This is a genomic window from Thermostichus sp. MS-CIW-34 (genome assembly GCF_054060435.1).
On the sequence record NZ_JBSSDE010000002.1, the window covers coordinates 40,622 to 54,906 of the forward strand.

The following is a 14,285-nucleotide window of genomic DNA, read 5'->3' on the forward strand; positions in this document are numbered from 1 at the left end:
GGTTTGTGATTTGTGCATCCGGGTCGTAGCTATCGCCGTCTCATTCCCTTCATTCGGCCCCATCTGTGGATGTTGTTGCTGGGGCTGACCTGCACCCTTGGCTTTGTGCTAACCATGCCCGCCCTCGCCTACTTGATCGAGTGGGTGGCACGCTCCATTGGTGCCGGGGATCTGGGGCAATTGCGGATGCTGGCCTTGATTGGGGTGGTGTTTTTCTTGGTGCGCGGCGCTTTTCAGTATGGCCAAGACACCCTGATGGCGAGGGCCTCCTTGCAAATGGTTTTGGAATTGCGCCAACAGATTTATGCCCACCTGCAGGCACTGGATGTGGACTATTTTTCCGGCAGCCGCACCGGCGATCTGGTCTATCGCCTTACGGGGGATCTGGATCGGGTGGGAGAGGTGGTGCAACGATTTTTCCATCGCTTCATCCCCAGCGTGCTCACCATCTTGGCGGTGGTGGCCTACCTGTTCTATCTCAACGGCATTCTCACCTTGACCACCTTGCTGATCGCCCCCCTGATGGGAGCCTTGATCAGTTGGTTTGGGGATCGCCTTTTGTTTCGCTCCCGCCTCAACCAAGAGAAGATGTCGGATTTGGCCGCCCTCTTGACAGAGGTGTTTGCCGGGATCAGCCTCACTCGCGCCTTTGCGGCTGAGGACTACGAAATTCGCCGCTTCAGTGCCATTGCCGAAAGCAACCGCCTGGCCCGGTTTCAGACCGAACAGATGAGAGCCATCCAAGACCCGGTGGTGGGCTTCCTGTACGCCATGAGCGTGTTGGGGGTGTTTTGGGTGGGCGGCTGGCAAATTAGCCAGGGCAACCTGACCGGCAGCCAGTTTCTCGGCTTTATCGCCGGTGTTGCGATGTTGATCGACCCTATTGTTCATATCACCAACAACTACAGCGAGCTGAAACAGGGTGAGGCTTCGGTGGAGCGGATCTTCGAGCTGCTAAACACCCGCTCCCAGATCCGGGAGCTGCCCGGGGCCCGCCCCATGCCTCCCATTCAGGGTTGGGTGGAGTTCGACCAAGTTTCCTTTGCCTACAAACCGGATCAGCCGGTGCTCAAACAGATCAGCTTTCAGGTGTCTCCCGGCGAGATTGTGGCCCTGGTGGGATCCTCCGGCGCCGGCAAATCCACCCTGGTGAGCCTGATTCCCCGCTTTTACGATCCCCAGCAGGGCTGCATCCGCATCGACGGCATCGACATCCGCACCGTCACCCTCAAGAGCCTGCGCCGGCAGATCGGCATTGTGCCGCAGGAGATCACCCTGTTTTCGGGAACCATTGCCAGCAACATCGCCTACGGACAAGAGCATTTTGACCTGGAAGCGGTACGCCAGGCGGCCCAGGTGGCCAACATCGACACCTTTATCGAGAGCTTGCCCGATGGCTACGCCACCCGCGTGGGAGAACGCGGGGTCACCCTCTCCGGTGGACAACGGCAACGGCTGGCCATTGCCCGCGCCGTGCTCCTCAACCCCAAGATCTTGATCCTGGACGAGGCTACCTCTGCTTTGGACAACGAGTCGGAAGCGTTGGTGCAGGAAGCACTGCAACGGCTGATGCAACGCTGTACCGTTTTTGTGATTGCCCACCGCCTCTCGACAGTGCGCACCGCCCACCGCATTTTCGTCTTGGAGCAGGGGCAATTGCTGGAGCAGGGAAATCACCGAGAATTGCTGGGCAAAGGGGGTCGCTACGCCCAGTTTCACCTGCGCCAGTTTCATTGAACCCTTGGCCTCTGGATCTCCTGGATCTCCCATGCCTGCCGGAAGGGCCGGTAAAACTCCGGATCCGCAGGCGCTCCCCCCGGGATCCCGCAGATGGCCGCCGCAAATTGCACGGCTCGTTGCACCAGAATCGCCTCCGGCCATCCCCGCAACAGCCCCAGGATGGCCACGGCGCTAAATGCATCTCCCGCCCCCACTGTATCCACCAGCTGAGGCGCGGGCACTGGGTCGGCCCGATGGATCTGAGTAGGGGTGATCAGCAGCGCGCCTGCCGCTCCCAAGGTCAGAAATAGACCTTTCAGGTTCAGATGAGCCTGGAGGATCTGTCCTTGCTCCAGCAGGTCTCCAGGAGGGATCCCTTCCAGTTGGGCCACTTGCTCCAGCTCTGCCTGGTTCAGCTTCAGCCAAGTGCAGGTGCGCAGCATCTCCTGGATGGCGTCTGGATGCCACCAGGGATCCCGCAGGTTGAGATCCAGAAACACGGGACAGCCCAAAGCGGGGATCCCCTCTTGAAAGTGGCGATGGGCTGCCTCCCGGCGGGCTGCCAAGCTGCCCCGGTAGAGCAGGCTGGGCTGGAGAGCTTGCAGAGCCCCGATATCCAACTGGATGTAGTCGTAGGCTTGGTCGGGCAAGATGGCGAAGGTGGGGATCCCTTGCTCATCCAGGGTTACTTGAACCTTGCCGGTGGGGTGAACAGAATCCTGCTGCAGACCCTCCAGGCGCAGCCCCTGCCGTCGCAAGGCCCCCAGCAGCTCTCTGGCGGCCTCGTCCTGGCCAACACGGCTGAGCAAGAGGGGATCGGATCCCAGCCCCTTGAGGTTCCAAGCCACATTCAAAGCTGCTCCGCCCAGCACAATCTCTGTGGGGAAGCAGTCGAAAAGCACCTCCCCCAAGATGAGCGGCAAACCCAGGGGCACATGAGAGGGATCCATCTTGAGCACTCAGCTAGAAATCGCAGGAGCCCCGTGCTGTACCGGTAGGATCAGTGTCGAGAGGAAAGTCCGCCTCCATGGTTATAATTGTACTGCGGACACCAGAAACGGTTGTTTAAGGCACTGGTAACGGTCGATTGGGGGTGCTGTAAACCACCCCAGAGGCTCGTGGTTGGCTTGCCAACTGCAGGGCTACTAAAAGCCCGCTCTGTACTGCTTTAGCGGTCGGAGTCGGGTAGTTTACGAAGCAGCCGTTGACGTCCGCGGTGCGGAGCCCAATCCCTGGAGCTCCAGGATCTGCTGATAGGTGTTGCTGCGGAACCAACGCTCGATTTCTCTGGCCCGTAGCACCGGCAGCGGATGGGTGCGCCCCACCGTTTGCATCTGCTTCAGCTCCATCTGCCACAGATCCCCGTCCAGCTCGTCGTAAGTACGGGCCTGCTCCAAAAAGGCGTCCACGTTCAGCTTGGAGGCCAATTGCGGGGATCCCCCACACAATTTCATCAACACCGAGATCACCGTCTTGGCATCTTGGGCTACCAACAGCGCCGCCCGGTCACAGGTAAACTCGGCACACCGCAGCCAGTGCATCAGTTGATCCTGCAACGCCTGATAAAACAACCCCCCGAAGGGGAGCAAGCTGGTGGAGAGCATGAGAATGTTGGCCATCGTCAAGTAGACCCCGTGATTGCACTTCAAGTGGCCCAACTCATGAGCGATCACGGCCTGAATTTCCGGCGGCTCCAACAGATCCAGCAGAGAGCTGTGCAAGACAATGAAGGGCTTTTTCCCCTGCATGGCAAAGGTGTAAGCATTGGGCGTGGGGTTCTGCCGCACGTAGAGCTGGGGCACCTCCAGATCCAAGATGCGACAGGCCTGCACCAAAAGCTGATGAATTTCCGGCAACTGATGCTCGTTAATTTGGATACTAGAAGCAATGTTGTCCAGATAAAATATCTGTCCTGCCGTTGAGCCAAGCCAATTTTGAATCAGCAGGCCCAGCCCCGGCACTTGCTGCAGAGAGCGGGTGGCTTGCAGATCCACGGGATGACGAAATTGGTCGGCCCGCAGGCCCAACAGAATGCGAGGTTCTCGTTGAATGGACGACATAGACAATAGACAACAGAGGGAGAAAGGACTTCGGTTACAACTCGTAGGGCACAAACTGGCGGTGGCGATTCAACAAAAATAGCCGCTCCGGCGGCGGATCCGGCAGGGTCGGCTTGTCAGTAAAATCAAACGGGTTTTCTCCAGAGGGGATCTCCCAATAGACCACATGATCTTGAATGCGAGTGCCATCGGTAACAAAGCGCCCAGTATCGGCGGCAGCACGCTCAGCGCGGCGATAGAGTCGCCCTTGCCAGGTCAAGTGCGGGGGCAGCCCCAATCCCAAAAACAGTTGCTGCCGACTGGATTCCTGGTTGAACACCGTTTGCAGGCGATCCGCCCAGATCCTTGCCAGATCTGCCGGTTGGGGAGCAGCATGAGCCTCTGCATCGGCTGGAGTTACCTCCAACAGCAGTTGCTGGTTCAAAAGAATCCGAGCGGCTTGAGCTGGGGGATCCCCGCTGCCGGTCGTCGAGGGATTGGGACTGGGGATATCCAGACTGACCTGCACCTGAGGGCTGCTGGCCTGTAGCAAAATCTCTTCCAACCGTTGCTTCAGCAGACGGAGGCGAGCGGGGGCATCGGGGGTGCGCAGGGTCAAAACCAGCTCACTCCCCACCCGAAACTCGCTTTCTGCCCAGGTTGCCTCGCTCCGCCAACTCCCCATCAGCCCACCCACGAGCAGGATCCCTGCCCACCTCGCCATCCTTGCCGGCCCCCTTACCGGGGGTGAAGCGCTCCTCTGTGGCCTTGACAAGTTCACTAACCTCGCCTCTCCCCTGCAGGACTCCTTGATCTTAGCCGCTACCCTGGATACATCTCTTCTCTTGACCCTATGCCGTTCGCGAGCTAGGCCCCTCTGTCGTTGTTCTAAGGTCATTATGCGGATCCCGACTTCCACCTATCGCATTCAGTTTCATACTGGGTTTGACTTCGACGCAGCACGACAGATTGTTCCCTACCTGAAGTTGCTGGGCATCAGTGACTTGTATGCCTCTCCCATCTTCCAAGCCCGCAAAGGCAGCACCCACGGCTACGACGTGGTGGATCCCAGGCAAATTAATCAGGAATTGGGGGGAAGCGAAAAGTTTGAGCTCTTGTGGGAAGCCCTCAATCAGCAGGGAATAGGCTGGATCCAGGACATTGTGCCCAATCACATGGCCTACGATGGCCAAAACCAGATGCTCATGGACGTTCTGGAGAGCGGCCCCAACTCAGATTTTGTTGACTACTTTGATGTGAATTGGAATCACTCTTACCTGGGGATCAAAGGCAGAATCTTAGCCCCTTTCTTGGGAGATTTCTACGACAAATGTTTGGAGTCGGGTCAAATCCAGCTTCGTTATGATGCCGATGGCCTAAGTATTAACTACTACAACTTGAGGTTCCCCCTCAATATTGACACCTATGCGGATGTTTTTACCTACAACCTGAGCAAACTGCGGCGAAAATTGGGACGCAGCCACCCTGACTACGTCAAGTTGCTCGGGATCCTCTTCAGCCTGAAATTCATTCCCAGCAAGGAAGATCTCCTAGAGCGCACCGATCAAATTAGCTTTGCCAAGCATTCATTGTGGGAACTCTACACGTCTAGCCAACCTATCCAGAGCTTTTTTGACGAGAACATTGCCATCTTTAACGGCAAGCCAGGGGATCCGTCAAGCTTTGACCTGCTGGATAGTCTTCTGGCGCGGCAAAATTTTCGCCTTTCCTTCTGGAAGGTGGGTGCTGAGGAGATCAATTATCGTCGTTTCTTTACCATTAACGAGCTGATCTCACTGCGGGTGGAAGATCGCGAGGTGTTTCGCAAAACCCATCAGCTTATCTTTAAGCTTGCAGAACAGGGGCGTTTTAGTGGTTTGCGCATCGATCATATCGATGGGTTGTTCAATCCCGAAGAGTATCTCCATCGCCTGCGGGAACGCTGCCCAAATCTCTACATCGTAGTAGAAAAAATACTAGAGGCTAATGAAAGTCTGCCCCAAAGCTGGCCGGTTCAGGGCACAACGGGCTATGATTTTTTGGCTAAGCTCAACGGCATCTTTTGTCAAGAAGAAAATGCAGAGGCTTTTGACTCTCTCTATCAAAATTTCACAAATCTACGGCATTCCCCAGAGCAGGTTATCGAAGATAAAAAACGCCTGATCATCGAGCGCAACCTGTCAGGAGATATGGATAACCTTGCTTTTTTGCTCAAACAGATCACCAGCCACCATCGCTATGCCAATGACTTTACCCTCTACAGTTTACGTCGAGCTTTGGTAGAAGTTTTGGTGTGCTTTCCGGTCTACCGCGTCTATATCCACGAAGGGATCCTCAGTCCAGAAGGTCAACAGGTGGTTCGTCAAGCTGTGGAGAAGGCCAAGGAGAACCTGCCCGTTTTGGTGAATGAGCTGAATTTTATTCAGCGCTTTCTCTGCCTGGAGTCTCTGGACAATTTATCAGACCAGGAGAAAAATGAGCAGATCTATTTTGCCATGCGCTTGCAGCAGTTGGCCGGCCCTCTCATGGCCAAAGGGGTAGAAGATACTGCTTTTTATGTGTACAACCGCCTTTTATCTCTCAATGAAGTCGGTGGGGATCCCTGTCGCTTTGGCCTTTCGGTGCAAGAGTTTCACCGCTTTAATCAAGAGCGGTCAGCTCGGTGGCCTCTGTCCATGAATGCTTCTGCCACCCACGACACCAAGCGTGGCGAAGATGTGCGGGCCCGGCTGAATGTGCTTTCTGAAATCCCCGCCGAGTGGGAAAAGCACATCAATCTTTGGCATGAGCTGAACCTCGGCTACAAAGTCCGCAGCAAACAAGCTAAGCGCTCGGAACTGCCGGATCGCAATGACGAGTATTTGCTCTACCAGACATTGCTCGGCTCTTATCCCTTCCAACCGGAAGAGGTGTCCCAGTTCGTACAGCGGGTCAAAGACTATGCCATCAAAGCAGTGCGGGAAGCTAAGGTCCACACCGCTTGGCTTCGCCCCGATACCGAGTACGAAGAAGCCACTACCGCCTTTATCGAACGGATCCTTCAAGGTCCTAACCCCTTTTTGGAGTCCTTTTTGCCTTTCCAACGGAAAGTTGCTCACTTTGGCATTTTTAATTCCCTCTCGCAGACGCTGATCAAGCTCACCAGCCCTGGGATCCCGGATATTTACCAAGGCACGGAACTGTGGGATTTGAGCATGGTGGATCCCGACAATCGTCGGCCTGTGGATTTTTCCCGTCGCCTCGCCTATTTGGAAGAAATTCAGCGGCGGGTTAAACAGGATCCTCTCCAACTCATCGCGGATTTGCTCCTGCACCGCAGCGACGGACGCATTAAGCTGTTTCTGATTTACCACGTGCTCAAGGCCCGCCAGGAACAGCCCCAATTGTTTCTCGAGGGCAGCTACATTCCTCTGCAAATCAGCGGATCCCATGCTGACCATGTTGTGGCTTTTGCCCGTCAGCACAGTAAGCAGGTATTGCTCACGGTAGTGCCGCGTTTCCTGACAAAGTTGATCGACGAAACCCAAGATCCTCTGGGAGAATCCGTTTGGGCAGATACCGAAATTCATCTGCCGCGCTGGAAGCGGCTGGACTGGGTGAATGGGCTAACCCAGGAAAGGATCCCTGCCGGCGAAACCTTGCCGGTGGGCGTTGTCTTGAAATCCTTCCCGGTGGCCCTGCTGTGGGGACAATCCCGCTAGCGGCCTAGGCGGGAGCTAGGGCCTGAAAGTTGACGATGCGGGCAAACTCTTGGGGGTCTAGGCTGGCCCCTCCCACCAACACGCCGTCGATCTCAGGCTGGGCCATCAGCTCATCGATGTTGCCGGCCTTCACCGAGCCGCCATACAAAATGGGCAGTTGGGCATTGCCCAGGTGTTGCCGGATCAAGCCGATGACCCGGTTGGCCTCTTGAGCTGCACAAGTCTGGCCGGTGCCGATGGCCCAAATTGGCTCATAGGCAATCACCAAGTTCTCCAGATCGATCCCTTGCAAGGCGCGATCCAACTGCCCCACAATCCAAGACTCGGTCAAGCCTTGCTCCCGCTGCTGCTGGCTTTCTCCCACACAGAGGATGGGGGTAAGGCCGTGCCGCTGGGCGGCTGCCAGACGCCGATTGACGGTTTCGTCCGTCTCGCCGAAGTACTGCCGCCGTTCGCTGTGGCCGACGATGACATAGCGCACCCCCAATTCCGCCAGCATGGGGCCGGAAATTTCCCCGGTAAAAGCTCCCTGATCCTCCCAATGTAGGTTTTGTGCTCCCACGGCTATGTCGGATCCGCGGCTTTGCTCTGCCACCACCGCCAGGTCTGTAAAGGGCACACATAGGATGATCTGCCGCTGGGATGCTGACCCTGACGGCGATGACCGTAAAGCCAGGCCCAACTCTCGCAGAAACTCGCGAGCCTCAGCCTGAGTCTTGTGCATTTTCCAGTTGCCGGCAATGAGGATGGGGCGCAAGATGAGATCCTCCCTTAAAGACAGCAGAAGGAAGGGATCCCGCAAGCAGAAAGCCCAATAAAACAGCAGGGATCCCAGCTTTGTTTTTTCGTATGACACAGTTTACCAGCAAGCGATCCCAGAAATACGGCGACGGGATCCCTTCTCCGAGCGCCGGTTAACCCTTCAGCCAGCATGCAGACGGGACAGGCCAAGACCCAACAGGGAAGGCAGCTTCCTACAGCCCAACGATCTGGGTGTTTTCAAAAGTAGCCAGGATTTCATCCAGATCCTTGTTTTGCACCGAGTAGGTAGCAGTGGCATCGTTGCCAAACTGAATCTCGTCCCCGTCCTCCAGATCCCGAAATTCCACCCGTTGCCCACGCACGTAAAGGCCGTTGGTGCTGGGGGTGCCCTGAATGTCTCCGTCGATGATTTGGTAAGTGAACCCATCGGGAGAAGAGGGGGATTCTGTTTTGACCAAAATGGCGTGGTAGCGAGAGGCGTACTGGGAGTCGATGCGAATGCTGTTGCGTGGATCCCGGCCTAAGGAGTAGAGCTCAGCCGTCAACCAGTAGGCTTTTGGCCCATGACGATCCTTGACGATGAGCACGTGATTGAGGGCTGGTCGGCGAGGGGGCGTGGTCATGAAAGGCACCCGCTTGCACAACACTGAGGGCAGGATAGCCAAAACATAACATAGGATCCCCCTGGTGGATCCCTGTGTCCACCAGATCAGCCTCTCCAAGAGCAGCGGAATCTGCCCATCACTCTGAGCTGGCGCGGGATCCCCCTGAGCAACAAGAAAGGGTCTGAGTAGATTTTTGTAACAATTCCTCTCATAATAGGATCGACGATGCGGATGGCTCCCTGACCATGAATGGCTCGCAACCGGATCCCGGTGTTCAACCCCGTTCTCCCAAGACACCGAGGCTCATTGAGTTGCCAGAAGATGAAACCGATGCGCAGCTCAGCGATCCCCTGCGGATGCAGCGCTACGAATGTCGTTCTTGTGGCTATGTTTACGAACCGGCCAAGGGGGATCAGCTCAATCGGATCCCGGCGGGCGTACCGTTTGAGGAATTGCCAGCCGATTGGAAATGTCCGGTGTGCCGAGCCGGTAAGCGCTCGTTCCAAGCAGTGGGCGCCAAGGGCAAGCCTTCCGGTTTTCAAGAGAACTTGCGCTACGGCCTGGGGGTGAACGTGATGACCCCTGCTCAAAAGAACCTGCTGATCTTCTTGGGACTGGCGCTGGGATTTTTATTTTTGATGAGTTTCTATTTCGTCGAGTGAGGGTCAAGATGTTCAAACCCCTGAGGCTGGTGCTGCTGATTGCTGTCTCGGTGCTGCTGATGGCGGCGGGGATGCCCAACATGCGGGTGGTCCCCTGGCAGCAGGTGGAAGTGCCCACCCAGAACATTCTGCTGGACATTGCCTTCACCGGCACCACCCCTTCCCATGGCTGGTTGGTGGGAGACAAGGCGACGCTGCTGGAATCCCGCGATGGGGGTCTGCACTGGCAGGTGCGGGAGCTGCCGGGTCTGGAGCCGGAAGCCTACCTGGCCTCCATTAGCTTTGCTGGGGCAGAAGGCTGGGTGGCCGGGCAGCCGAAGATCCTCCTCCACACCCTAAACGAGGGATCCGACTGGACTTCCATCCGCCTCAACAACCAACTGCCAGGGGAGCCGCTCTTGATCCAGGCTCTGGGCCCTGGCGCCGCCGAAATGGTGACCAATGTGGGGGCCATCTACCGCACCGAAGATGGCGGTCAGACCTGGCATGCCCAAGTGGATGAGCCGATTGGGGCCATCAAAAACATTGCCCGCGGCCCTGAAGGCGAATATCTGGCGGTGTCGTCGCGGGGCAGCTTCTACTTTCTGTACACTCCTGAAAGTCGCACCTGGAAGCCCTACCCGCGGGAAAGCTCCCGCCGCATTCAAAACATGGGCTTTGGCCCCCACGGCAGCGCTTGGAAATTGAACCAAGGGGCGGAGATCGCCTTTACCGATGACTTCACCTCCGGCCAGTGGTCGTCGCCGCTGCGTCCAGGGCGGGCCCTCAGCTTTGGCTACCTCAATGCCGCCTACCAGAACGACCACGACCTGTGGGTGGTGGGGGGTGGCGCTACCCTGATCCACAGCCCTGATGGTGGCAAAACCTGGGAACAGGCCAAGAAACTCAGCAACATCCCCGCCAACTTCTACAGCATTGAGTTTTTCGGCCCCCAGCAGGGGTTTATTCTGGGGCAACGGGGCACCCTCTTGCGCTATGTCAGCTCCAACAACTCCTGAAGATCTAGATCAGATCTTAGGGATCCCTAATCGGCACACGGGTGGATATACGCGCCAAGGATCCAGCTTCACGCCCGCGGCTGCTGGTTGCTGCCAGTGGCACTGGTGGCCACATTTTTCCGGCTTTGGCTATTGCCGAGCAGTTGCCTGACTGGCAGATCGAATGGCTGGGGGTGCCGGATCGGATGGAAGGGAAGCTGGTGCGGGAGCGCTATCCCTTGCACCGGGTCGTCATGTCGGGCTGGCAGGGATCCCCTCTCCATAGGCTGCAGGCCTTGGCCCAACTGGCCCGCGCCACCCTGCAAGTGCGCCGACTCCTTATGTCGGGACGGTTTGATATTGTCCTGACCACCGGTGGGTACATTGCCGCTCCGGCCATTTTGGCCGCCCGCTCGCTGGGGGTACCGGTGTTGCTGCACGAGTCCAATCGGATCCCGGGCAAAGTGACCCGTTGGCTGGGGAGATTTTGTCAGGTGGTGGCGCTGGGCATGGCGGAGACGGCAGAGCATTTGCCAGGGGTGGCTGCCCAAGTGGTGGGTACGCCAGTGCGGGCCGAGTTCTACACGCCCCAGCCTTTCCCTGCCGACCTCCCCATTCCCGACGGGGATCCCCTCATTGTGGTCATGGGGGGCAGCCAAGGGGCGCGGGGCCTCAACCGCATGGTGGCCACCTGTGCCCCAGCTTGGTTGGAGGCGGGGGCCTGGATTGTGCATTTGACCGGCGGCAGCGAAGCTCAAGATCCGGAAGCCAGGATCCCCAGCCATCCCCGCTACCGGCCCTTTCCTTTCCGTCGAGATGTAGCTGCCTTGTTGCAGCGGGCCAACTTTGCCATTAGCCGCGCCGGGGCCATGAGCCTGGCGGAGTTGCTGACCACCGCCACCCCAGCCATTTTGATCCCCTATCCCTTTGCCGCTGAGGATCATCAGTATCAGAATGCTCTGGCCTTTGTGGGGCGCGGTGGGGGGGTGGTCATGCGAGAATCCGAAGAGAATCTGGACTTGCTGCGGCAAACGGTGTTGACCTGGTTGGCCCAGCCGCAGGTGGTTGCCCAAATGGCCGCTCGCTTGCAGGCCGCAGCTCCTCCCAATGCCAGCAAGGTTCTTGCCCGCCTGTTGCAGGAGATCCGCCAGAGTTCTGCCCGTTAAGCCGTGGTACAGCCAAGATTGGACAGCCTTTCCCAACGCCCGCCTGTGCCCGCCAAAGCGGCGGAGTCCCCAACCCTGCTGGCGGAACTCCCGCCCGCTGACAGGATGGAATCGCTGTTGATGCGGCTAGAGCAGTGCTTCGGGATCCCCCAGCGGGCTCCCGATGGCCTTTCCCCCCGCCCGGATCTCCTGGACGAGTTGGTGGGCACGATCCTTTCCCAGAACACCACTGACACCAACAGCAGCCGTGCCTTCCGCGCCCTCAAAGCCACCTTTCCCTCTTGGGAAGCGGTCTTGGCCGCCGACCCGGCAGATCTGGCCCAGGTGATCCGCTCCGGCGGCTTAGCCCACCTCAAGGCAGCCCGCATTCAGGAGATCCTGGCCGCCATTCAAGAACGACAGGGATCCCTGAGTCTGGACTTTCTAAGAGAGCTAGACGACGCCGGCGCCCTCGACTTTCTGCTCTCGTTAAAAGGGGTGGGGCTGAAGACCGCCACCTGTGTGTTGTTGTTCGGCCTGGGTCGGGATCTCTGCCCGGTGGATACCCACGTGCATCGAGTGGCCAACCGTCTGGGCTTGGTGCGGGCCAAACATCCCGACGACACTTTTGCTCAGCTTTCCCCTCAGATCCCCAGAGGCAAAGCCTATTCCCTGCACGTCAACTTTGTCCGGCTGGGCAAGCGCATTTGCAAGGCCCGTATGCCCGAATGTGGCCGCTGCCCGCTGCGTCCCACCTGCCCCTCTGGGCGGCAGCGTTGATCCCGACAGCAGGGCTCTATTCTGCGGGCGCAGTAGAAGCATCTGGGATCCCCTCTTGTCCGTTCCTGCCGGCGTCTCTCTCTGCTGGGGGAACTTCCAACTCCAGGGCTTGCCGCACCGATTGAATCTCTTGGGAGAGCAGCACCCGCTCTCGATCCAACAGGCCGACGATCTGCTCCGGGTCTTCCCGCGAGACCACTGGCAATTGGCGCAAATCGTATTCGTACATCGGCTCGGCTGCCACCGCTACCGCCTCATCGGGGAAGGTGGTGAGAACCGGAGATTGGCTGACCTCCTGTACGGTTAGCTCCGCCAACTCCGCCGCCTCCTTATGGGCCAAGGCCCGCTCCAGATCTTCCAGGGTGAGAATGCCCCGCAGCCGCTCCTGTCCGTCCACCACCAACGCGCTATGGCACTTTTGCTGCAGCAAACTCTCCAGAGCTTCTCGCAGCGGTGTGTCTTGCCGAAGCAAAAGAGATGGGGGCACCATCACCTCTTGCACCGTCAGCTCTCTAGGCTCCTGCCCAAGGACTCCGTCAAGCGTTGCGTGGCGATAGCGACGGGCGGAAGGGTAGATGGCCGGCGAATGCAACTGCTCCGTCAGCCAGATGCTCAAACCCACTGCCGCCATCACCGGCAGCGCAATGTGATAGTCCCGCGTCATCTCAAACAGCAGCAAGATGGCCGTTAGCGGAGCCCGCACGCTGGCCGCCAACACCGCCGCCATGCCCACCATGGCGTAGGCAGCAGGGGGAGACAAGGCAATCAAGGGCAAAGCTTGAGATAGCACCTGACCGTAGCCTGCCCCCAGCACTGCCCCCATGAACAAAGCCGGGGCAAAGGTTCCCCCCACAAAGCCGCTGCCCAGGCTCAAAGCGCTCAGCAACAGCTTGCCCAATAGGAGCAGGCCCAGATGGCCAAGAGAAAAGGGAACGGCCTGCAGAATCGACTCAATGGTTTCATAGCCCACCCCCAACGCCAATGGGATCCCCAAGCCCGCGCAGCCCAGGATCCCGCCCCCCAAAATGGGCTTGCTCCAAGCCGGCCAAGCCGCCAGGGGGCCACTGTTGAACAGGTGCTTGCCCCACTCCAGGGTGTAGCTGAAGGCCATAGAAACCAGGCTGGCCAAAAAGCCCAAGCCGAGATACAGAGGTACCTCCAGCAAGCTGTGGATCTCGTAGTCCGGCAAGACAAAAGCCGGCTGGGTGATGGTGGGCAAAAGAAAAGCGGGTTGTGCCCCCAACCCCACCTGGGCGATCAAGGCGGAGACCACCGCCGCCAACACCACCACACTGACAGCAGAAGTGGTGAAGGTGCGGGCCAAAGCCAGCTCCAGCGCCAAAAACACCCCGGCAATGGGCGCGTTAAACCCTGCCGCCAGGCCAGCCGCTGCTCCGGCAGCCATCAACAGTTGCACCCGCTCCCGCGAGAGGCGTAGGTTTTGCCCCAGCAGGGATCCCAGCAAAGCGCCACTTTCCACACTGGGGGCCTCAGGGCCAAGGGAAGCTCCCGCGCCCAACGAGATGGCAGCCGCCAAGAGCTTGAGCGGGATCCACCAGGGCTGAAGTGCCAAAGGACGAGCAGGACTCACCAAGCTGGAGAGGCTCAAGTTGGGAAAGGGCACAACTGCCCCCAAAGCGCCGATCAGCAGGCCCCCCAACACCGGCGCCAAAGCCAGCGGCCAGGATCCCAGCAGCCACAGGCCATAGTGTTCTGCAGCCCTGCCGAGGCCATCCACGAGGGTGTCCTGCAGCAGATAGCGCCACCAGCCAATCAAGTAGCGAAATCCAACCACCAACAGCCCCGTGGCCAACCCCACTGCCGCCGCCAGCAGCAGCAGCAGGTTCTCGGAGGAGAGGCGCAGGCGGAGAGCGGGGGCGCTGTTCATGATCGGC

12 protein-coding genes are annotated in these 14,285 nt (G+C 58.5%); 6 read left to right on the plus strand and 6 right to left on the minus strand.

All coding sequences use genetic code 11. The features are described 5' to 3' along the window. The first annotated feature begins 12 nt into the window (after positions 1–12). Entirely contained in the window at positions 13–1,737 is a 1,725-nt protein-coding gene (locus tag ACVWYY_RS01105; protein ID WP_414374844.1) for an ABC transporter ATP-binding protein, read from the plus strand. On the opposite strand, the gene ACVWYY_RS01110 is transcribed toward ACVWYY_RS01105, so the two are convergent. From ACVWYY_RS01110 to ACVWYY_RS01120, 3 genes are all read right to left on the minus strand, one after another. Continuing rightward, entirely contained in the window at positions 1,731–2,669 is a 939-nt protein-coding gene (locus ACVWYY_RS01110) for a carbohydrate kinase family protein (protein WP_457439308.1), read from the minus strand. The genes ACVWYY_RS01105 and ACVWYY_RS01110 overlap by 7 nt on opposite strands. Positions 2,670–2,909: 240 nt before the next feature. Then, the gene (locus ACVWYY_RS01115; protein ID WP_011433741.1) at positions 2,910–3,779 is read right to left on the minus strand and encodes a M48 family metallopeptidase; all 870 of its coding nucleotides are present in this window, start codon (positions 3,777–3,779) and stop codon (positions 2,910–2,912) included. Between the two features lie 34 nt (positions 3,780–3,813). Next, on the minus strand, positions 3,814–4,482 hold the full coding sequence (locus tag ACVWYY_RS01120) for a hypothetical protein (protein WP_414332314.1): 669 nt from the start codon (positions 4,480–4,482) through the stop codon (positions 3,814–3,816). 175 nt (positions 4,483–4,657) lie between these two features. Between ACVWYY_RS01120 and treY the strand changes: the two genes are divergently transcribed. Then, positions 4,658–7,459, plus strand: coding sequence for a malto-oligosyltrehalose synthase (treY, locus tag ACVWYY_RS01125; RefSeq protein ID WP_457439310.1), 2,802 nt, complete (start codon positions 4,658–4,660; stop codon positions 7,457–7,459). 4 nt (positions 7,460–7,463) lie between these two features. Here the strand turns inward: treY and tpiA are convergent, their stop codons facing one another. Both tpiA and ACVWYY_RS01135 read right to left on the minus strand, forming a co-directional pair. Further along, positions 7,464–8,216, minus strand: a complete 753-nt coding sequence (gene tpiA, locus ACVWYY_RS01130; protein WP_011433738.1) for a triose-phosphate isomerase — start codon at positions 8,214–8,216, stop codon at positions 7,464–7,466. 217 nt (positions 8,217–8,433) lie between these two features. After that, positions 8,434–8,844, minus strand: a complete 411-nt coding sequence (locus ACVWYY_RS01135) for an FHA domain-containing protein (RefSeq protein ID WP_414389244.1) — start codon at positions 8,842–8,844, stop codon at positions 8,434–8,436. A 338-nt stretch (positions 8,845–9,182) separates the two neighbouring features. Between ACVWYY_RS01135 and ACVWYY_RS01140 the strand changes: the two genes are divergently transcribed. Genes ACVWYY_RS01140 through ACVWYY_RS01155 form a run of 4 tightly spaced genes read left to right on the plus strand, consistent with a single transcriptional unit; the run spans position 9,183 to position 12,390 of the window. Continuing rightward, the gene (locus tag ACVWYY_RS01140; RefSeq protein ID WP_049749648.1) at positions 9,183–9,488 is read left to right on the plus strand and encodes a rubredoxin; all 306 of its coding nucleotides are present in this window, start codon (positions 9,183–9,185) and stop codon (positions 9,486–9,488) included. A gap of 8 nt (positions 9,489–9,496) precedes the next feature. Next, positions 9,497–10,486 carry a photosynthesis system II assembly factor Ycf48 gene (locus tag ACVWYY_RS01145; RefSeq protein ID WP_457439312.1) on the plus strand — a complete coding sequence of 330 codons (990 nt, stop codon included), beginning with the start codon at positions 9,497–9,499 and terminating at the stop codon, positions 10,484–10,486. Between the two features lie 41 nt (positions 10,487–10,527). After that, positions 10,528–11,631 (plus strand): undecaprenyldiphospho-muramoylpentapeptide beta-N-acetylglucosaminyltransferase, encoded by a 1,104-nt coding sequence (gene murG / locus ACVWYY_RS01150; RefSeq protein ID WP_414356779.1) that lies wholly within the window; start codon positions 10,528–10,530, stop codon positions 11,629–11,631. Between the two features lie 3 nt (positions 11,632–11,634). Continuing rightward, positions 11,635–12,390 (plus strand): endonuclease III domain-containing protein, encoded by a 756-nt coding sequence (locus ACVWYY_RS01155; RefSeq protein ID WP_457439315.1) that lies wholly within the window; start codon positions 11,635–11,637, stop codon positions 12,388–12,390. Positions 12,391–12,406: 16 nt separating this feature from the next. Here ACVWYY_RS01155 and ACVWYY_RS01160 read toward each other — a convergent pair whose 3' ends face one another. Then, entirely contained in the window at positions 12,407–14,278 is a 1,872-nt protein-coding gene (locus ACVWYY_RS01160) for a chloride channel protein (RefSeq protein ID WP_414406936.1), read from the minus strand. Positions 14,279–14,285 lie beyond the last annotated feature (7 nt).

What these genes read in the sequence shown, in the direction of transcription:
- ACVWYY_RS01110 (WP_457439308.1), bottom strand. Translation starts at nt 2,669, where the DNA reads ATGGATCCCTCTCATGTGCCCCTGGGTTTGCCGCTCATCTTGGGGGAG.
- ACVWYY_RS01115 (WP_011433741.1), bottom strand. Translation starts at nt 3,779, where the DNA reads ATGTCGTCCATTCAACGAGAACCTCGCATTCTGTTGGGCCTGCGGGCC.
- ACVWYY_RS01120 (WP_414332314.1), bottom strand. Translation starts at nt 4,482, where the DNA reads ATGGCGAGGTGGGCAGGGATCCTGCTCGTGGGTGGGCTGATGGGGAGT.
- ACVWYY_RS01145 (WP_457439312.1), top strand. Translation starts at nt 9,497, where the DNA reads ATGTTCAAACCCCTGAGGCTGGTGCTGCTGATTGCTGTCTCGGTGCTG.
- ACVWYY_RS01140 (WP_049749648.1), top strand. Translation starts at nt 9,183, where the DNA reads ATGCAGCGCTACGAATGTCGTTCTTGTGGCTATGTTTACGAACCGGCC.
- treY (WP_457439310.1), top strand. Translation starts at nt 4,658, where the DNA reads ATGCGGATCCCGACTTCCACCTATCGCATTCAGTTTCATACTGGGTTT.
- ACVWYY_RS01160 (WP_414406936.1), bottom strand. Translation starts at nt 14,278, where the DNA reads ATGAACAGCGCCCCCGCTCTCCGCCTGCGCCTCTCCTCCGAGAACCTG.
- ACVWYY_RS01135 (WP_414389244.1), bottom strand. Translation starts at nt 8,844, where the DNA reads ATGACCACGCCCCCTCGCCGACCAGCCCTCAATCACGTGCTCATCGTC.